The 18,580-nt window shown below is 67.0% G+C and carries 20 protein-coding genes; 11 read left to right on the top strand and 9 right to left on the bottom strand.

The genetic code is table 11. The features are described from left to right. The first annotated feature begins 28 nt into the window (after positions 1-28). The 4 genes from ACF8O7_RS06095 to ACF8O7_RS06080 all read left to right on the top strand — a co-directional run bounded on the left by ACF8O7_RS06095 (position 29) and on the right by ACF8O7_RS06080 (position 4,015). Entirely contained in the window at positions 29-766 is a 738-nt protein-coding gene (locus ACF8O7_RS06095) for a YafY family protein (protein ID WP_223275176.1), read from the top strand. Positions 767-792: 26 nt separating this feature from the next. After that, positions 793-1,161: a DUF2946 family protein gene (locus tag ACF8O7_RS06090; RefSeq protein ID WP_016450071.1), complete on the top strand. Its 369-nt coding sequence runs from the start codon at positions 793-795 to the stop codon at positions 1,159-1,161. A gap of 123 nt (positions 1,162-1,284) precedes the next feature. Further along, entirely contained in the window at positions 1,285-1,950 is a 666-nt protein-coding gene (locus ACF8O7_RS06085) for an SCO family protein (protein ID WP_034367807.1), read from the top strand. A gap of 226 nt (positions 1,951-2,176) precedes the next feature. Next, on the top strand, positions 2,177-4,015 hold the full coding sequence (locus ACF8O7_RS06080) for a diguanylate cyclase domain-containing protein (protein WP_343740222.1): 1,839 nt from the start codon (positions 2,177-2,179) through the stop codon (positions 4,013-4,015). 181 nt (positions 4,016-4,196) lie between these two features. Here ACF8O7_RS06080 and ACF8O7_RS06075 read toward each other — a convergent pair whose 3' ends face one another. The 3 genes from ACF8O7_RS06075 to ACF8O7_RS06065 all read right to left on the bottom strand — a co-directional run bounded on the left by ACF8O7_RS06075 (position 4,197) and on the right by ACF8O7_RS06065 (position 6,377). Continuing rightward, on the bottom strand, positions 4,197-4,874 hold the full coding sequence (locus ACF8O7_RS06075; protein ID WP_392442749.1) for a hypothetical protein: 678 nt from the start codon (positions 4,872-4,874) through the stop codon (positions 4,197-4,199). Between the two features lie 248 nt (positions 4,875-5,122). After that, positions 5,123-5,890, bottom strand: a complete 768-nt coding sequence (locus ACF8O7_RS06070) for a hypothetical protein (RefSeq protein ID WP_392442746.1) — start codon at positions 5,888-5,890, stop codon at positions 5,123-5,125. Between the two features lie 22 nt (positions 5,891-5,912). Beyond that, positions 5,913-6,377, bottom strand: coding sequence for a low molecular weight phosphotyrosine protein phosphatase (locus ACF8O7_RS06065; RefSeq protein WP_279493148.1), 465 nt, complete (start codon positions 6,375-6,377; stop codon positions 5,913-5,915). A 100-nt stretch (positions 6,378-6,477) separates the two neighbouring features. Here ACF8O7_RS06065 and ACF8O7_RS06060 point away from each other — a divergent pair, with 100 nt between their 5' ends. After that, a complete protein-coding gene (locus tag ACF8O7_RS06060) occupies positions 6,478-6,711 on the top strand; it encodes a hypothetical protein (RefSeq protein WP_279493147.1) in 234 nt (77 codons plus the stop codon). Positions 6,712-6,832: 121 nt separating this feature from the next. Here the strand turns inward: ACF8O7_RS06060 and ACF8O7_RS06055 are convergent, their stop codons facing one another. From ACF8O7_RS06055 to ACF8O7_RS06045, 3 genes are read right to left on the bottom strand one after another with little or no spacing between them, the layout of a single operon-like run. Beyond that, a complete protein-coding gene (locus tag ACF8O7_RS06055; protein WP_046240901.1) occupies positions 6,833-7,156 on the bottom strand; it encodes a hypothetical protein in 324 nt (107 codons plus the stop codon). A 25-nt stretch (positions 7,157-7,181) separates the two neighbouring features. Continuing rightward, positions 7,182-7,592, bottom strand: coding sequence for a GNAT family N-acetyltransferase (locus ACF8O7_RS06050; protein WP_279493146.1), 411 nt, complete (start codon positions 7,590-7,592; stop codon positions 7,182-7,184). After that, the gene (locus tag ACF8O7_RS06045; protein WP_279493145.1) at positions 7,576-8,049 is read right to left on the bottom strand and encodes a hypothetical protein; all 474 of its coding nucleotides are present in this window, start codon (positions 8,047-8,049) and stop codon (positions 7,576-7,578) included. Before ACF8O7_RS06045 ends, ACF8O7_RS06050 begins: the two co-directional genes overlap by 17 nt. A gap of 399 nt (positions 8,050-8,448) precedes the next feature. Here ACF8O7_RS06045 and ACF8O7_RS06040 point away from each other — a divergent pair, with 399 nt between their 5' ends. After that, positions 8,449-9,198, top strand: a complete 750-nt coding sequence (locus ACF8O7_RS06040) for a hypothetical protein (protein ID WP_254788042.1) — start codon at positions 8,449-8,451, stop codon at positions 9,196-9,198. Between the two features lie 41 nt (positions 9,199-9,239). On the opposite strand, the gene nirD is transcribed toward ACF8O7_RS06040, so the two are convergent. The 3 genes from nirD to ACF8O7_RS06025 all read right to left on the bottom strand — a co-directional run bounded on the left by nirD (position 9,240) and on the right by ACF8O7_RS06025 (position 13,389). After that, on the bottom strand, positions 9,240-9,581 hold the full coding sequence (gene nirD, locus ACF8O7_RS06035) for a nitrite reductase small subunit NirD (RefSeq protein ID WP_288899043.1): 342 nt from the start codon (positions 9,579-9,581) through the stop codon (positions 9,240-9,242). A 32-nt stretch (positions 9,582-9,613) separates the two neighbouring features. Beyond that, a complete protein-coding gene (nirB, locus tag ACF8O7_RS06030; protein WP_203399869.1) occupies positions 9,614-12,130 on the bottom strand; it encodes a nitrite reductase large subunit NirB in 2,517 nt (838 codons plus the stop codon). Between the two features lie 251 nt (positions 12,131-12,381). Further along, complete coding sequence (locus ACF8O7_RS06025; RefSeq protein ID WP_392442741.1) at positions 12,382-13,389, bottom strand: AraC family transcriptional regulator; 1,008 nt, start codon at positions 13,387-13,389, stop codon at positions 12,382-12,384. A gap of 162 nt (positions 13,390-13,551) precedes the next feature. On the opposite strand from ACF8O7_RS06025, the gene ACF8O7_RS06020 reads away from it, so the two are divergent. Genes ACF8O7_RS06020 through ACF8O7_RS06000 form a run of 5 tightly spaced genes read left to right on the top strand, consistent with a single transcriptional unit; the run spans position 13,552 to position 18,577 of the window. Next, entirely contained in the window at positions 13,552-14,400 is an 849-nt protein-coding gene (locus ACF8O7_RS06020) for a TauD/TfdA dioxygenase family protein (RefSeq protein ID WP_392442739.1), read from the top strand. Positions 14,401-14,429: 29 nt separating this feature from the next. Next, positions 14,430-15,488 carry a 3-keto-5-aminohexanoate cleavage protein gene (locus ACF8O7_RS06015; RefSeq protein WP_012203932.1) on the top strand — a complete coding sequence of 353 codons (1,059 nt, stop codon included), beginning with the start codon at positions 14,430-14,432 and terminating at the stop codon, positions 15,486-15,488. Between the two features lie 14 nt (positions 15,489-15,502). Beyond that, positions 15,503-16,471, top strand: coding sequence for a tripartite tricarboxylate transporter substrate binding protein (locus tag ACF8O7_RS06010; RefSeq protein WP_026062972.1), 969 nt, complete (start codon positions 15,503-15,505; stop codon positions 16,469-16,471). A 39-nt stretch (positions 16,472-16,510) separates the two neighbouring features. Further along, positions 16,511-17,482: a quinone oxidoreductase gene (locus tag ACF8O7_RS06005; RefSeq protein WP_154835242.1), complete on the top strand. Its 972-nt coding sequence runs from the start codon at positions 16,511-16,513 to the stop codon at positions 17,480-17,482. Between the two features lie 12 nt (positions 17,483-17,494). Then, on the top strand, positions 17,495-18,577 hold the full coding sequence (locus tag ACF8O7_RS06000; protein ID WP_046240896.1) for an AraC family transcriptional regulator: 1,083 nt from the start codon (positions 17,495-17,497) through the stop codon (positions 18,575-18,577). The last annotated feature ends 3 nt before the right edge of the window (positions 18,578-18,580 follow it).

The following is an 18,580-nucleotide window of genomic DNA, read 5'->3' as shown; positions in this document are numbered from 1 at the left end:
GGCTGTCAATTGCGCCATGATGCCGGCCATGAAACCGCGCACGCTGCCCGCCCGTCTGTCCCGGCTTGACGCCCTTTCCCAGCGCCTGTCCGATGGCGCCGTGCACGGCGTGGCGGCGCTGTCCGAGGAACTGGGCGTCAGCCAGCGCACGCTGGCGCGCGACCTGTCGTTGCTCAGGCAGCAGGGCTGGGAGCTGGACAGCTCCTCGGGCAGGGGCGGCGGTGTCCGCGTGGTCCATCGCTGGCCCTCCGGCCGCGTGACGCTACGGGGTGACGACGCGCTGGAGCTGCTGATGTCCCTGGCGCTGTCGGAAGCCCTGGGCCTGTCGCTGGCGGGGCGTCATGGCGAACTGCGCCGCCAGTTCGCGCGCTGCTTTGCGCCGGCCGATCGCGCAGATATCGCGCAACTGCGCCAGCGCATCCGCGTGGCCTCGCCGGTGTCCGTCGAAGTCCAGGCTTCGCTGCGCGAGCGTGCGCAGGGCGTGGAGGCGCGCGCCAGCGTCTACCAGGCATTTGCACAGCAATGGATGCTGGCCTTGACCTACCTGGACGGACGCCAGCGCCGCAGCGAGCGCGTGGTGGAGCCGCAATGTCTGCTGCTGGCCTGGCCGTTCTGGTACCTGCTGGCCTGGGACTGCGAGCGCGAGGGCGTGCGCACCTTTCGGCTGGACCGCATCGTGCAGGCGCGTCGCGGCGGACAGCGCTTTCAGGTGCGCGACCCGGCCCGGTTTTGGGCCGCCTGCGACGAGGTCGGCGTGGCCCTGTGACGGCCTACCCCCCATAATCCCCAGCCATGCAAGCCCTGCGCAACTCCGTCCCACTGGCCCGCCTGGTCATGGCGTGGTTCGCGTTGACGCTGGGCCTGGCCATTGCATCGCCCCTGGTGCACCCGCAGGCCATGGAGCTGGTCTGCACGGCTGGCGGCAGCGTCAGGCTGGTCGTGGTAAACGGTGAAGAAGGACAGGCGGTGTCTGCCCAGCATTCGCTGGACTGCCCTCTGTGCCTGGCGGTGACGCCGCCGCCGGCGCATGTCCCTCCCTCCTGGGCGCAACTGCAGCCGATGGGCCGCGCGCTGCAGCCCATCGTCTCTGCCCGCATTGCCTCCCTGGTCGGCGCGCCGCTGCCGCCGCGCGGGCCTCCCTTGTTGCTGTTGATCGCCTGAGCCCTTGGCTGCTTGCAGCGCTGTCCCGCGCTGTCTGGCCGCTGGCCTGTCTCAGAACATTGCCGCACCGGCCGGGCGCAGCCTTGGCGGCGCGGCTTCGCCAAGATTCCACGCAGGGATGCCATGTTCCGTTTCGATTGCCATGCGGCGCCGCAGCGCGCCGCCGATTTTTCTTCGACCCTCCCATCCGTTGCTTCCGTCGCCCTGTCTCGCCGTGCCTGCCTTGGAGGCGGCCTGGCCGCACTGGCGCTGCTGGCCGGCTGCAAGCCCGCCGCCGTACCGTTCAAGGGCATAGACCTGACCGGCGCCCAGTACGGCCGGGACTTCCGCCTGCGCGATGCCGATGGCCGCGAGCGCACGCTGGCCGACTTCAAGGGCCAGGCCCTGATGGTCTTTTTCGGCTTCACCCAATGCCCCGATGTCTGCCCCACGGCGCTGACGCGCGCCCTGGAAATACGCCAGCTGCTGGGACCCGATGGCCAGCGCCTGGCCGTGGCCTTCATCACTATCGACCCCGAGCGCGATACGCCCGAGGTGCTCAAGGCCTATGTGGGCGCCTTCGATCCCGGCTTTGTCGCGCTGCGCGGTGACGAGGCGCAGACGGCCGAGGTCGCCAGGGAATTCAAGGTCTTCTACAAGAAGGTGCCCACGGGTGCGTCCTACACCATGGACCACTCGGCCATCACCTATGTCTTCGATCCCGAGGGCCGGCTGCGCGTGGCGTTCCGCCATGAGCAGGACGCGCAGGACTGCGCGGCCGACCTGCGGCAGATCTTGCAGGCTGCATGACGGCTCTGCACTTTCTCAGGAGGCCGGCGCAACAGGCCTTTGCGCAGCGGCCCCCGCCCTGGCCCAGGCAGCGACCATTCTTGCGGAGGTGAAGGTACGCCAGCGGCGCGAGCGCCGTTGCCATCGGTCAAAACCTTGTCTGGATCGTCCCGTCCTTGTGCTAAAAATGTGCGGCTCCATCCACCCGGACGCTCATCCAGCCAGACGGAAAGGGACACCCGGCGCCATGAAGACGCTTCTTTCTGACAAGGTGCTGCGGCGCCTGGTGCTTGGCAACCTGCTGGTCGCCGGCCTGCTGGGCCTGGCCACCTGGCTGAGCCTGCGCGCCAACCACCAGGCCGACCTGGACCTGGGCGTGGCTGTCACCCAGAACCAGGCCCGCAGCCTGAGCCTGGAGCTGACGGCCGAGATGCGGCTGGTGGACAACGCACTGGCCACCGTGGCAGGCCGCTACCGCAGCCGGGGCCTGGACGGCGACGATGTGGCGGCCCTCGCCCTCTATGAAATCCTGCAGGAGCAGCGTGCCCTGCTGCCATTTGTCACCGCGCTGCGCGTGACCGACGCCAAGGGCCAGGTGCTGCTGACGGCCAACGAGGAAGAGCCCCCGTTTTCCGTGGCCGACCGCAGCTACTTCGAGCGCGCGCGCCACTCCGACCGCATGGTGATCTCCGATCCGCTGGTCAGCCATTCCTTCAACAAATGGGCCATCGTGATGGCACGCCGGCTGCAGTCCGGGGACGGGGATTTCAAGGGCATCGTCTATGCCGTGGTCTCGGCCACGCATTTCCAGTCGCTGTTCCGTCGCCAGGCCTTCGGGCCCGACAGCGCCATTGCGCTGCGCTCGGACAAGGACCTGCTGGTGGCCCGCTACTCGGCGGCCGATCCGTGGTCGGTGGCCGGCATTGGCGGCTCTGCAGTCTCCAGCGAGTACCACCATGCCCTGGCCGGCAACCGGGACAGCGGCTGGTACATCACGCCCACGGTGATGGACGACGTGGAGCGCATCACGGCCTACCAGCGGCTGGCCGGCTATCCCCTGACCGTCTTCACGGGCCTGGGCACACAAAGCTACCTGGCCGCATGGCGTGCATCGGCCTGGCGCGCCTGGGCACTCACGGGTCTCAGCATGGCACTGATCGCGCTGGGCTCGGTCAGCCTCTACCTGCTGCAGCAGCGCGAGCGCGTGGCGCGCATCCGGCTTGCCGAGCTGCTGCGCCAGCAGGAACTGTTCATGGACAACGACCTCATCGGCATCGCCCGCCTGCGCGAGCGCCGGCTGCTGTGGACCAACCAGGCCCTGCAGCGCATGCTCAAGCGCCCGGCCGGCGAGCTGCAGGGCACCTCGGCGCGCATCCTCTACCCGGATGAGGAAACCTATGAACGCTCCGGCGAGCTGGCCTATGGTGCACTGCGCTCCAGCGGCAAATGCCATGCCCAGATGCAGCTGAAGACCAGCGATGGCAGCCTGCTCTGGGTCGATGTCAGCGGCGCAGGCCTGGCCGACGGCGAATCGATCTGGGTCTTCGTGGACATAGACGCGCTCAAGCGTGACGAGCAAGCCGCGCAGCACCAGGCGCTGCACGACGTGCTGACCGGCCTGGCCAACCGCCGCGCACTGCAGGCCCGGCTGCAGCGCCAACTGGCCCAGGCCTGCGGACCGGGGCAACTGGCCGTCTGCTTCATGGACCTGGACGGCTTCAAGCAGATCAACGATACCGAAGGCCACGATGCCGGCGACGAAGTGCTGCGCATCGTCGCCCGCCGCCTCACCACCCAGGCCCGCGAAACCGACTGCGTGGCCCGCATGGGTGGAGACGAATTCGTGCTGCTGCTGGGCGAACTGGCCTCGGCCAACGACGCCCTTCAGGCCATGCAGCGCTGCCTGGCCTCCATCTGCCAGCCCATCCGCCTGGAAAACGGTGCCACCGTCCAGGTCGGCGCCAGCATCGGCATCGCCCTCAATTCCGCCCGGGAAAACACCACCCAGCTGCTGCAGCGCGCCGACGAGGCCATGTATGCGGCCAAGCGCGCGGGCAAGGGGAGGGTGGTGGTGGCGGGCGGGTAGGGACTTGGGGGCTATGCCGCCGTTGTGATTGCGGCAGTTGTCTGGGCGGAGGAGGCCGTGGGCTCAACAAGGCAAGGCCTTGAATGCCGAACCAAAAGTCACCGCCGGGGCGGTCACCAAAGGCCGGGCGGCAGACCCGGCCTTTTCTTTTCTTGCTTTCGCTTTTCAGCGCTCGGCCTCTTCAATCCATATCCGGATCCTCGTCGCAGCCCGAGCCATTGACGGAGCACATGGAGCCTATCTTGATTTTCCGCATGGGCTGCTTGGCCAGCCTTTCACAGCGCGACATTTGCTCGGCATACATATCGTCCATGTGCGTGCCGTCAATCATGATCACCCCATTGCGAATGATGGGCTTTGCCTGACCATCGGCAAGGGCGAAGGCCATTTTCCTGAGAAGAAAACCGGCATGGTGGCAAGGGCCGAGGGCCATGGCAATCCTGGCCATTTCAGGATCAGGAACGCGATTTTTGGCCTGCGTCAGGCTGTCCATCTTTTCCATGAAAGCCCCATCGTTCTGCGCGATCTGCCCCACCAGCTTGGTCATGCCCGCCTGATTGCGCTTTTTCACAAGATCCGCGATCTGGTCCTCCAGGCGTCTTGCCGCAGCGGCATCACCGAATGCAGCCAGAGAGGCAGATGGTGCATCGTTCTCGGCCGCCGATGCTCCGTTCGGCACACACAGTACAGCGCTCGCAGCCAGCAAGGCGGCCATGATCCGGCGAGTCCGGATTGGGCCTTGCGGTCGCAGGCGTCCTCCCAATGCAATGGTGTTCATGTTCTTTGAAGATGGATTGAAATGAAAAATCTCCATTGCACAGGTGCAGTGGAGAAGAATGGCTTGGGCGGGAATGGCCAAGCCGCCGAACTCTATCTCAATATGCGAATGGATAGCCAGGCATCAGCCAGTCAATTGCTTTGTCGCACCACCAGCTCATGACCCAGATCCAGGCTTGGCGATTCCCCGGCCTCTGCGCGCATCCATTGCAGCAGCATGCGCGCACCTTCGGTGCCCACGCGGCCAAGCGTGCGGGCAAGGGGCGGATTGTGGTGGCGGGTGGGGAGGGCTATGGAGGCCGTGGTGCCGGGGCAAGTGGGGCCGTGGGCTCAACAAGGCAAGACCTCGAATGCCGAGCCAAAAGACGACGCAAGGCCGTTGATGGCCCGTGTGCACACGCGTGCCCGGTTGAATGCGATGTCGCACAGCAGCGCGATGGCAAAGGCCAGATAGGCCATGTAGGCCAGGCCGATGTAGCTGCCAAACACAATGGTGTGCAGCCAGTCCTGTGCGAACAGATACAGCATGGCAGTCACCGCTGAGGCGGTCACCAGCACGATGGCGGGCGGTGCCAGCTGCAACCCCGCCCGCCTGCGTCGCGCCGTCACGCCGGTCAGGGCCAGAAACACCAGCGCATTGGACGCAGTGAAGATCCTGAACTCCCGCAGCAGGCTGGCCGTGGTCTGGTGGTAGGCCGACTCGATGAATTCCACCAGCCGGGCGCGCATCTGGATCAGCGATGCCAGCTGGGTGGCTTGGCGCTGCTGCATGTAGACGGCATTGCGCTTGCGGCATTCGCAGTCGGCGCGGCGCATGTCGGTCATGACCGAAGCCAGCTTGTCGGGGATGCCTGCCTCGATCTCGCGCCGCACTGCGGCGATCTCGCTATCTGTCCTGCCAAGCGCTTTCTGGGCCAGGTCCGCCATGCGCGAGCCTGTCAGCGTGTCCAGCTGGGTGCCCAGCCTGTGCTCGATCTCGATGCGGATGATCTCCTTGCCCAGGTTCTCGACCAGCAATGGCGAGGAAAACGAGAGCACGAAGGCCGATCCGAACAGAACCGTGCCCACGATGCCGAAAACCAGGATGAGAGCCCGCATATCGTCGCAGTGCAGTGGCTTGTCAGCGCTTTTGCGGCGCCATGCCCAGCGTGGCCAGCAGCCCCCTGCAGCCGTCCTCCACCAGGTCCAGCACGTCCTCGAAACCCCGTTCGCCGCCGTAATAGGGGTCGGGCACTTCGCGCGCGGTGTGCTCGGTGCAGAAGTCCGTCAGCCGCTGTACGCGGTGCCATTCGGACTCGGGGCAGATCCTGCGCGCGGCGGATTCGTTGGCGCCATCCATCACCAGCACCTGATCGAATGCCGTGAAGTCCTCGGCCCGCAGTTGCCGCGCGCGTTGCTGCGAGAGGTCATAGCCGCGCCGCGCGGCATGGGCCTGGGAGCGGCGGTCGGGTGCCTCGCCCACGTGGTAGCCGTGCGTGCCTGCGGAGTCCACTTCGACGCGGCCCGCCAGGCCCGCGTCGGCCACCATTTTTTCAAGCACGCCGTGGGCCGTGGGGCTGCGGCAGATGTTCCCTGTGCAGACCATGAGGATTCTTTTCCTCTTGGTGGCTGGCCTGCGGTCAGCTGACTGTTCCCGAATCTGTTCCATAAATCTCCCTGTGGGTAACGGGCTTCACGACATCTGGATGGCCTGCGATGCCCAGGCGCTCGCCGGCATTTTCCACGCCCCGCACCTGATCTTCCGGGCCGCTTATGCTGCGCCCATGGTGGAACTGCTTTGTTTCTGGATGGCCCGGGTGGGTGCGGCCCTGCTGGAGTTGCGGTTGCTGCGCAGCAGCGACGGCGGCTTCAGGGTGATGGTCATCACGGCGGCCATCGTGGTCATCGTGTGCCTGGCGTTGCTGTCCTTGTACGCCTGAGCCCGCAGGTCGGGCACGGGCAGGCGCCCTGTCGGGCGGATTTCATGGTGCCGCGCCGCCGGCATGGGACGTGGCTGAACTCAATGCAGCGCCATCTTGCATGCCAGTGCGGATTCTTCGATCACGGCGGAATCGATGCATCAATCATGTGCGGCCCGGTGATCTTCTGCGACGGGATCCAGACCAGATAGGACCTCCACATGCCCCGATCATTGCAGTACACAAGGTACTCGCCTGGATCCAGGCGGCTCTCCCGGTATTGGAATTGCACGCAGCCGAGAGCTTGGTTCTTGCCCAGCGCGATGGTGATGTCTCGGCTGAAATCAGTTCTCCACGGACCGGGATAGCGCTCGGTGAGCGGCACACTTTTCGGCGCGGGTACAAGGAAGGCCACGGCCAAAAACGCTGCGGCGATCACTGCCGCTGCTCTCAGTTTGTTGTTCATCTCTGTCTTGATCGGGCCTCTGCAGTCAAACAATGCGCAAGGACATGCCCGCCTTTTTGGGCAGCAGGGAGGGTTCGAACCCATAGCGGCGATAGAACTCCGGCGTGCCGTGGTCGGCCATGAGGCTGACATAGGCCGTGGGCAGGGCATTGCCGTGGATGTACTGCATCAGGCGCTGCATGATGAGGTGTCCCAGGCCCTTTTTCTGGTGCTCGGGGATGACGGCGATGTCCACGATTTCGAAGAAGCACCCACCGTCTCCGATCACGCGGCCTATGCCAACCGGCGTTGCATCGGCATAGACGACCACGCTGAACAGGCCGTTTTTCAGGCCGATGGCGGCCGCCTCGGGCGACTTGCGGCTCAGGCCGGCAGCCAGCCGGATCTGGATGTAGTCCTGGACGGTGGGGACGTGGTCTTCAATGCGGTAGTTCATGGATGGTAAGGACGCCAGGGGCATATCGGAGGATCGGCAAAGCGCCATCATAGGCAGGCGTCTGTCCGATGCCCACGGCAGAGCCTTCGGCCAGGCTGGCCGTGGTCTGGTGGTAGGCCGACTCGATGAGTTCCACCAGCCGGGCGCGCATCTGGATCGGCGATGCCAGCTGGGTGGCCTGGCGTTGCTGCGCGTAGACGGCCTTGCGCTTGCGGCATTCGCAGTCGGCGCGGCGCATGTCGGTCATGACCGAAGCCAGCTTGTCGGGAATGCCGGCCTCGATCTCGCGCCGCACTGCGGCGATCTCTCTATCTGTCCTGCCCAGCGCCTTCTGGGCCAGGTCCGCCATGCGCGAGCCTGTCAGCGTATCCAGCTGGATGCCCAGCCTGCGCTCGATCTCGATGCAGATGATCTCCTTGCCCAGGCTCTCGGCCAGCAATGGCGAGGAAAACGACAAGGCGAAGGCTGCGCCGAACACAAGCGTGCCCAGGATGCCGAAGCAAAGAATGAGGGTTCGTGTGCCTGGCGTTGCTGTCCTTTTACGCCTGAGCCCGCAGTCCCGGGTACCGTCGGGCCGGTTGTCAGGGGTCCGCGCCATGGGCAGCTGACGAACCCAGTGCAGCGCCATCTCGCATTCCAGTGCGGATGCTTAGATCACGGCGCAGGCGAGCCATCAAACATGGGCGGCCGCTTTCCCGGCTCGGCACCCCCGAATGTCTCGGGCACGCAAAAGTGAACGACACGCTCCAGACATAAACGCTCGCCAGTCATTAATTGGCTGTGGATTTCTATTGATTAAATCAATTGAGATCCCTGAAATTTCCAGGATATATTTTTGACGTGACTTCTCGAGGCAATGGATTGGAATAGTTGCTTCATTGATTCTGTTTTTATCTTCATTCAGCCACTGAAGGAAAGATTGATGAGAATAAGGCCTTTAGTTGCCAGCGTATGCCTTTCCTTCTCAGGCCTTGGATCTGCATGGGCAGATACCCAGTACACCTATGCGGGCGTCAACTACAACGATGCCCATGCGCCTTACACCACCGCCATGGGCATCAGCGGCTCAATGGTCCTGCCTGCGTCCCTGCCGGCCAGCCAGACGGACATCGTCATCGGCCCGGGAACGTCCTACCCGATCAGCAGTTGGTCGTTCAGCGACGGCGTGAATACCTATACGCAGGCCAATGCACAGATCCTGGCTGGTATTTCGATCGGTGATCCGCCGCGCTTCAAGGTTTCTACCGATGGCAGCGGCAATATCACTGCCTGGAACCTGGCGATGGTTTCACCCGCTGCGCCCCATGTCCCAGGCCAGCCGGTGGACGTTTTCAATATCGCCTCAGGCTCGGGGGACATCGCTGGTGACCATTCGGACACCACATGCGTCTTGTTGAATGGCAATGTGTGCAGGCAGGTGCTTGCTGGTGGTACAGGATTCACTTTTTCGCCTGCCCAAGGCAGTTGGAGCATGCAACCCTACATTCCCCCGCAGCCCGGCCCGGTAGCGGTGCCGCTGCTGGGGTGGCCTGCGCTGCTGGCGCTGATGGGCGGCGTGGCCGGTCTTGCAGCGTGGCAACGGCGCAGGGATGGTGTGGGAAGCTAGGCACGCAGGACCTTCCTGCGCGGCTGTGCTCCGCACGAATCTCAGTGCAGCGCCACCATCAACTGCCCGTTCTCATTGCGCACCGCATGCACGCGCACGGAGTGCTCGGGCGCTTCCAGGCATTCGCCGGTGGACAGGTCGAAGTGGTGCTTGTAGATAGGCGAGGCGACGACGACGCGCTCGCCCAGGCTGCCGACCAGGCCGCGCGCGAGCACGCTGGCGCCGCAGCGCGGGTCCACGTTGTCTATGGCGTAGAAGCGGTCGTCGCCGATGCGAAAGACCGCCACATGGCGGCCCTGGACGAGGGCGCAGACGCCCGTGTCGGGGACGATGTCCTGGGTGGCGCAAACGGGCAGCCAGTGTTCGTGGGAGGCATGTGCCATGGCGGGTCCTTGTCGCGGGTCTCTAGGGGGTGTCAGGCCGTGGCCTCGCTGCGCTCCTCGGCGCGCGCCGGGCGGATCTGGCCGCGCTCCTGCACGAAGACGATGTGCTCGTCGGGCTGGTCGCTGTTGATGAAGCTGCGAAAGCGCTGGCGCACTTCGGGCGTGGTGACGGCGGTCTTCCACTCGCACTGGTAGGTGTCCACCACATGCTGCATCTGGGCCTCGAGTTCGGCGCCCAGGCCCAGGCTGTCGTTGACCACCACGTCCTTGAGGTAGTCCAGGCCGCCTTCCAGGTTTTCGCGCCAGGTGCTGGTGCGCTGCAGGCGGTCGGCCGTGCGCACGTAGAACATCAGGAAGCGGTCGATGAGCTGCAGCAGCCTGTCCTTGGACAGGTCGGAGGCGATCAGCTCGGCATGGCGCGGCTTCATGCCGCCGTTGCCGCAGACGTAGAGGTTCCAGCCCTTGTCGGTGGCGATCACGCCCACGTCCTTGCCCTGGGCCTCGGCGCATTCGCGCGTGCAGCCCGAGACGCCGAACTTGATCTTGTGCGGCGCGCGCAGGCCCTTGTAGCGGTTTTCCAGCTGCACGGCCAGGCCCACGCTGTCGTCCACGCCGTAGCGGCACCAGGTGGAGCCCACGCAGCTTTTGACGGTGCGCAGCGACTTGCCGTAGGCATGGCCGGACTCGAAGCCGGCGGCAATCAGCTCCTCCCAGATCAGCGGCAGCTGCTCCACGCGGGCGCCGAACAGGTCCACGCGGGCGCCGCCCGTGAGCTTGGTGTAAAGGCCGTATTTCTTGGCCACCTGGCCGACGGCGATCAGGCCGTCCGGCGTGACTTCGCCGCCGGGCATGCGCGGCACCACGGAGTAGCTGCCGTCCTTCTGGATGTTGCCCAGGTAGTAGTCGTTGCTGTCCTGCAGGCTGGCGAGCTGCGGCTGCAGCACGAACTCGTTCCAGCACGAGGCCAGGATGCTGGCCGCCAGCGGCTTGCAGACATCGCAGCCCAGGCCCTTGCCGTGTCGGTGCAGCAGCTCGTCGAAGGTCTTGATGCCGCCCACACGCACCAAGTGGTACAGCTCCTGGCGCGAGTGCGGGAAATGCTCGCAGACATGGTTGTTGACGGCCATGCCGCGCCGGGCCATCTCGGCCTTCATGACCTGGGTGGCCAGCGGCACGCAGCCGCCGCAGGTGGCGCCGGCCTGGGTGCAGGACTTGAGCTCGGCCATGGTGCAGGCGCCTTCGCCCACAGCCGCGCAGATCTGCGCCTTGGTGACGTTGTTGCACGAGCAGATCTGCGCCGTGTCGGGCAGGGCGTCCACGCCCAGCCCGGGCCTGGCCTTGCCGTCGCTGGAGGGCAGGATGAGGAACTCCGGCTCCTCGGGCAGCGCGATGCTGTTGAGCGTCATCTGCAGCAGCGTGCCGTACTCATCGGCATTGCCCACCAGCACGGCGCCCAGCAGCTGGCGGCCGTCCTCGCTGACCACGATCTTCTTGTAGACCTGCTTGCGCTCGTCGATGAACTGGTAGTTGCGGCTGCGCGGCGTCTTGCCCTGTGCGTCGCCGATGCTGGCCACATCCACGCCCATGAGCTTGAGCTTGGTGCTGAGATCGGCCCCGCCGAAGGCGGCCTCGGCCTCGCCCGCAATGTGGCGTGCCGCCACGCGCGCCATGTCGTAGCCGGGTGCCACCAGGCCGAAGGTCTGCTCGCGCCAGGAGGCGCATTCGCCAATGGCGTAGACGCTGCGGTCGCTGGTGCGGCAATGGTCGTCCACGGCCACGCCGCCGCGCGGGCCTATGGCCAGGGCGCATTGGCGGGCGATCTCGTCGCGCGGGCGTATGCCGGCGGAGAAGACGATCATGTCCGTCTCCAGGTGCGTGCCGTCGGCAAACACCATGCGGTGGCGTGCCGTGGCGCCGTCGGTGATCTCCAGCGTATTGCGGCCCGTGTGCACCTGCACGCCCAGGTCCTCGATCTTGCTGCGCAGCACGCGGCCGCCGCCGTCGTCCACCTGTACGGCCATCAGGCGCGGGGCGAACTCGACCACATGGGTCTCCAGGCCCAGGTCGCGCAGGGCCTTGGCGCATTCCAGGCCCAGCAGGCCGCCGCCCACCACCACGCCGACGCGTGATTTCGCGGCCGAGGCCTGCATGGCCTCCAGGTCCTCGATGGTGCGGTAGACAAAGCAGTGCGGCCGGTCGCGCCCCGGCACGGGCGGCACGAAGGGCGCCGAGCCCGTGGCCAGCACCAGCCTGTCGTAGGGGATGACTTCGCCATCGGCCGTGGTCACGGTGCGCTCGCGCCGCTCCACGGCTGCCGCCTTGGCCGCCAGGCGCAGCGTGAAGCCGCTGGCCTCGAAGAAGCCGGGCGCCACCAGGCTCAGGTCCTCGGCGCTTTTGCCGGAGAAGAATTCCGACAGGTGAACACGGTCGTAGGCGGCGCGCGGCTCCTCGCACAGCACAGTGACGTTCGCGTCTGCCACGCCCAGGGCATGCAGCTGCTCGAGAAATTTGTGGCCCACCATGCCGTGGCCGATCACAACGATGTTCATCTGGCGTCCTGCGTTGCGCATCCAGTGTTTTGCGGGCCGCAGGCCAGGGCCGGCGGGTCAGGGCTGCCAATGCAAGTGCCGTGCCAGCACCGCTGCGCGGTGCCTGCCCGTGGTGCACGCTGTCTGGTGCGCAGACAGCGTGCACCGCAATGCGCCCGCCGCACCGCGCAGGGGCGGGGTGCGCCGTGGTGGTGCGTCAAGTGCGATCAAGTGCGCCAGGTCCGCCAGGTGCGCCAGGAACGCTGGGTACGTCAGGCGCGAGGCAGTCCCTGCGCGCGGCTGCGCCAGGCCTCGGGCGCGCAACCGAATTGCGCAGCGAACCAGCGCGTGAAGGCGCTGTGGCTGGCATAGCCGAGCATGGCGGCGACCTGGCCCACGCTGTAGTGGGGATGGTCCAGGTAGCGCAGGGCCAGTTCGTGGCGCACTTCGGTCAGCAGCTCGCTGAAGCTCAGGCCCTCGCGGTCCAGTTCACGCTGCAGCGTGCGCAGGCTGCGCCCCATGCCCTGCGCCACGCCCGCGCAGGTGGCGTTGCCCGAGGGCAGCAGCAGGTAGATGACCCGGCGCGCCTGATGGCCCACGGAGGCGGCACGGTGGGCCGGTATGGCCTCCACCAGCCGCAGCGCATAGCGCGCCAGCGCGGGGTCGGCCAGCGGGTTGGGCTCGTCCAGGTCGGTGGCGCGGCAGGCGATGCCGTTGAACTCGGCGCCGAACGTGATGCGGCAGCGGAACATGCGGCGGTGCTCGGACAGGTCGGCCGGTGGCGCGTGGCTGAAGCTGACGCCCTGCGGCCGCCAGCGCTCGCGCAGCAATGCCTCGCACATGCGCCACAGCACGCCCATGGCCAGTTCCACGGACTGGCGCATGGCGCTGTGCAGGACGAATTCCTCGCGCAGGATGACGATGTCCCCTGCATCCTCCAGGTGGATCAGCAGCGATTCGTTGACCAGGTGTATGTGCGCGACCAGCGTGTCCAGCGCATGGCGCAGCGTGGGCTGGTGCTGCAGCAGCAGGCTCACGGCGCCGAAGCTCGACAGCTGGCGGTGCCGGGCCATGCGCAGGCCCAGGGACTCGCAGCCCGTGGACTGGGCCGCGTCTTCCAGCAGGCGCGCGACGATGGCCACGTCGATCAGCTGGTCCTGCTCGCGCAGCAGCGCGGGCCGCAGGCCGGCCTGGCGCAGTGCCTTGTCGGGGTCGCAGCCCAGTTCGCGCATGACGTCCGAAAAATGGGTCAAGGCCGCCGCGCGCACCATGGTGACCATGCTTGCCCTCCTGTCAGTCCGTGGCCTGGTGGCACGAAATGCAAAGAGGATGGCATGGCTTGCATAGTCCGCGGAACCGGGTTTTCCTACATTGCAGAGACCGGCCCCACGCCGGGCGGACCGTGCCGCCACGGGCCTTCACAACAATGACAGGAGACAGGCATGCGCATAGAGCCCATGACATGCGCCATCGGCGCCGAATTGCTCGGCGTTCGGCTGGCCGACGCGGTGCGCGACGACGCGCTTTTCTCGGAGATCCAGGCGGCGCTGCTGCGCCACAAGGTGCTGTTCCTGCGCGACCAGGGCCTGGCGCGCGCCGAGCACGTGGCCTTTGCGCGGCGCTTCGGCGAGCTGGAGGACCATCCGGTGGCCGGCAGCGATCCCGAGCATCCGGGCCTGGTGCGCATCTACAGGACGCCCGAGCAGCCCAACGACCGCTACGAGAATTCCTGGCACTGCGACGCCACCTGGCGCGAGGCGCCGCCCATGGGCTGCGTGCTGCACTGCGTGGAATGCCCGCCCGTGGGCGGCGACACCCTGTGGGCCAACATGGCGCTGGCCTACGAACGCCTGCCGGACGCCGTCAAGGCGCTGATCGCGCCGCTGCGCGCGCGCCACAGCATCGAATGCACGTTCGGTGCGGCCATGCCCATCGAAAGGCGGCTGGCGCTCAAGGCCCAGTACCCCGATGCCGAGCATCCCGTGGTCCGCACCCATCCCGAGACCGGCGAGAAGGTGCTGTTCGTGAACGGCTTCACCACGCATTTCACCAATTTCCATACGCCCGCCAATGTGCGCGTGGGCCAGGACTTCACGCAGGGCGCCTCCGGCCTGCTGCAGTACCTGATCGGCCAGGCTGCCATCCCCGAGTACCAGGTGCGCTGGCGCTGGCGGCCGGGCAGCGTGGCGATCTGGGACAACCGCGCCACCCAGCACTACGCGGCCATGGACTACCCGCCCAGCCACCGGAAGATGGAGCGCGCGGGCATCGTCGGCACGCCGACCTTCTGAACCACGATCACTACACAAGGAGACATGCCATGAACTTTCTCGACGGCCACCTGTTCCCCGAAAACCAGCAGCCCCTGATCATCACGGCCGCGCCCTATGCGCCCTCGTGGCTGCCCTCGGACTTTCCCGGCGAGATCGCCGTGACCATGGACGAGCAGATCCAGAAGGCCGTGGACTGCTACAACGCCGGCGCCACCGTGCTGCACCTGCATGTGCGCGAGCTGGACGGCAAAGGCAGCAAGCGTTTGTCGAAGTTCAACGAGCTGATCGCCGGCGTGCGTGCGCGCGTGCCCGAGATGATCATCCAGGTGGGCGGATCGATCAGCTTTGCTCCCGAGACGGACGGCGCGGCCGCCAAGTGGCTGTCCGACGACACGCGCCACATGCTGGCCGAGTTGGAGCCTGTGCCCGACCAGGTCACGGTGACCATCAATACCTCGCAGATGAATTTCCTGGAGCAGTTCGATGCGCGCGACATACGCGGCACCTCCATGGAGGACCCGGCCGTCTTCAATGCCTACAGGGAGATGACCGTGCCCGCCCAGCCCGGCTGGGCCGAGGAGCACATCCGGCGCCTGTCGGCCGCCGGCATCCAGAGCGCCTTCCAGTGCTACAACATCAACAGCTTCGAGTCGGTGGAGCGGCTCATGCGCCGCGGCATCTACAAGGGCCCGCTGGTGATGAACTGGGTGGCGATCGGCGGCGGCATGGACGCGCCCAGCATCTACAGCCTGGCCAACTTCGTGCGCGCCGTGCCCGATGGCGCCGTGCTCACCGTGGAAAGCTCGGTGCTCAACGTGCTGCCCGTGAACATGATGGGCATCGCCATGGGGCTGCATGTGCGCTGCGGTACCGAGGACAACCTCTGGAACCAGCGCCGCACGGCCAAGATGGGCACGGTGGCGCAGATCGAGCAGCTGGTGCGCATCGCAGGCGAGTTCGGCCGCCCCATCGCCACGGCGCAGCAGGCGCGGGAGATCTGCCGGATCGGCCAGTTCTACGGCACCGTGGACGAGACGCTGGCGGCCAACGGCTTCGCGCCCAACCGCAACGGCGCCCAGCAGGGGTTTCTGCGCAAGGCCGCCTGAACCGGGAGCCCATGATGCAACGCATGCCCCCCTGGACGGCCATCGCCCTGGCCGCCTCGCTGCTGGCCGGTGGCGCCCACGCCTTCGGCGACAAGCCGGTCCGGCTCATCGTGCCGGCGCCGCCCGGCGGCACCATCGATGTGTTCGCGCGCATCATCAGCGACCAGCTGGCGCAGGAGATACGCCAGCCCGTCATCGTCGAGAACCGGCCCGGCGCCGGTGGCGCCATCGCCGTCAAGCACATGCTGTCCCAGCCGGCCGACGGCAGCACGCTGCTGGTGACGGTGACCAACATCCTCACCGAGGTGCCCCATGTGCTCAAGGTCGGCTTCGACCCCATGAAGGACGTGCGGCCCGTGGCGCAGATGGCGCGCTCGGTGATGCTGTTCATCGCCTCGCCGCAGTTTCCCGCGCGCGACGGGGCCGAGGCCATCGCCTACGTGAAGGCCCATCCGGGCACGCTGTCGTTCGCCTCGTACAGCCAGGGCACGGCCTCGCAGTACGCGGGCGCCATCCTCAACAGAAGGGCCCACCTGGACATGGAGCATGTGGCCTTCCCGGGCTCGGCGCCCGCGCTGGCCCAGGTCATGGGCAACCAGATCCCGCTGATGTTCGACGGATCGGTCACCTCCAAGCCGCTGATCGCGGGCGGCAAGGTCAGGCTGCTGGCCGTGGCCTACAAGAGCCGGCTGCCCGACTACCCGCAGGTGCCCACGCTGGCCGAGCTGGGCTACCCCGAGGTGGATTTCAGCAACTGGAGCGGCGTGTTCGCCTCGGCCCAGACGCCGCGCCCGCTGCTGGAGAAGATCCACGGCGCGCTGGCCCGGGTCAACGCCCGCAAGGCCGTGCGCGAACGCTATGCGGGCACGGGCTTCGAGCCCGTCGAAGGCGATCGCTCGCTGGAGCAGATGTCCACCGACCTGCGCGCCGAGTTCGAGCGCAATGCCGAGATCGTCCGGAACTTCGACATCCGGCTCAACTGATGCAGGGCGCCCCACCCAGGCGCTACACAAGGAGACTCCATGGCAAAGGCCATACGCTTTCATACCACCGGCGGCCCCGAGGTGCTCAGGCTGGAGCATGCCGAGGCCGGCGCGCCGGGACCCGGCCAGGCGCGCGTGCGCCACAGCTTCATCGCCGTCAACTTCATCGACATCTATTTCCGCACGGGCCGCTATCCGCTGGCCCTGCCCAACGGCCTGGGCTCGGACGCCGTGGGCGTGGTCGAGGCCGTGGGGGAGGGCGTGACCGAAGTGCGGCCCGGCGACCGCGTGGGCTACCTGATGGGCCCGCAGGGCGCCTACAGCGATGTGCGCGTGATGCCGGCCGAGGTGCTGATCCCGCTGCCCGACGGCATCAGCGACCGCACTGCGGCCACGCTGATGATGAAGGGCATGACGGCGCAGTACCTGTTCCGCCAGGTCCATCCGCTGCAGGGGGGCGAAACCATCCTCTACCACGCGGCGGCCGGCGGCGTGGGGCTGATCGCCTGCCAGTGGGCGCGTGCCCTGGGCGTGACCATGATCGGCACGGTGAGCACCGACGAGAAGGCCGCCGCCGCGCGCGCCAACGGCTGCGCCCACGTCATCGTGACCTCACGCGAGCGCATCGTGGACCGCGTGATGGAGATCACGGGCGGCAAGGGCGTGCCCGTGGTCTATGACTCGGTGGGCAAGGACACGCTCATGGATTCGCTGGACTGCCTGCAGCCGCGCGGCCGGCTGATCAGCAACGGCACCTCGTCGGGCTCGGTGGTGGTGGACTCCCAGCTGCTGGCCTCCAAGGGATCGATCTGGATGACGCGGCCCGCGATGGTGCACTACATCCAGCCGCGCGCCCACATGCTGGAGATGGCGCGCGAGCTGTTCGACCATGTGCTGGCCGGGCGCATCGCCAGCGAGCCCCAGCAAAGCTTTGCGCTGGCCGATGCGGCCCAGGCGCACCAGGCGCTGGAGTCGCGCCGCACCACGGGCGCGACGGTGCTGATTCCCTGAAATGGACCTGCCATGCAGACCCCTGCGCTCCATGCCATCGGCACCGCGGCCGCAGGCCGCAGGCCCGTCACATGCGGTCTGATCCGCAGTGCCAGCCTGCATGGCTATGCCGACCTGGTGAAAAGCCTGGGCCATGATCCCGCCGTCCTTGTGCGCGCGGCGGGACTGTCGGCGCGCCTGCTCGACGACCCGGAGACGCTGATTCCCATCCATGCCGTGCGCGAGCTGCTGGAGGTGGCCGCGCGCACCACGGGAACGCAGGATTTCGCGCTGCGCCTGGCGGCGCGGCGCAGCCTGTCCCACCTGGGCCCCATCAGCCTTGTGCTGCAGCAAGAGCCCACGCCGCGCCAGGCGCTGGACACGCTGTGCCGCTACCTCAAGCTGCTGAGTGCGGGCATGTTCGTACGCATCGAGGACGCGGGCTCCGGGGTGCTGGTGCGCCAGGACCTGGTGCCCATCGCGGGCATGGCCATGCGCCAGTCCATGGAGCTGGCGGTGGGCGTGATGTTTCGCGTGCTGCGCGAGCTGATCGGCGCCCAGTGGCGCCCGCAGCAGGTCAGCTTCGTACACCGCGCACCGGCCGATGCATCGGCCCACCGTGCCTTCTTCGGCGTGACCCCTTTGTTTGACCAGCCTTTCAACGGCATGGTCTGCCGCCTGGCGGATCTGCAACTGCTGCGCGAATGCGGCCAGGCGCAGGGCTCGGGCGTTGCGCGCTTTGCGCGAAGCCATCTGGAGCAGGCGCTGCGCAGCCGGGGTGAAGGCATGCAGGCGGCCTGCAGGGAGTTGATCATTGCATTGCTGCCGGGCGGCCGCTGCACGGCCCAGCAGGTGGCGCGCCACCTGGGAATGGACCGCCGCACGCTGCACCGCCGCCTGCTTGCGGAGGGGCAGACTTTCTCGGCACTGCTCGACACCCTCCGCAGGGAACTGGTGCTGCGCCATCTGCAAGACGGTGGCCAGCCCCTGGGCGAGGTGGCGGGCCTGCTGGGTTTTGCCGCGCCCAGCGGCTTTTGCCACTGGTTCCGGGCCGCTTTCGGCGCCAGCGTCTCGGACTGGCGCAGGCGGGGGCAGGGACGGGTTGGCGAGGCCTAGTGC

It is taken from the genome of Delftia sp. WSY_16, assembly GCF_043104415.1.
Taxonomy (GTDB): Bacteria; Pseudomonadota; Gammaproteobacteria; order Burkholderiales; family Burkholderiaceae_C; genus Comamonas; species Comamonas tsuruhatensis.
This window is presented reverse-complemented; position numbering and strand designations above follow the sequence as displayed.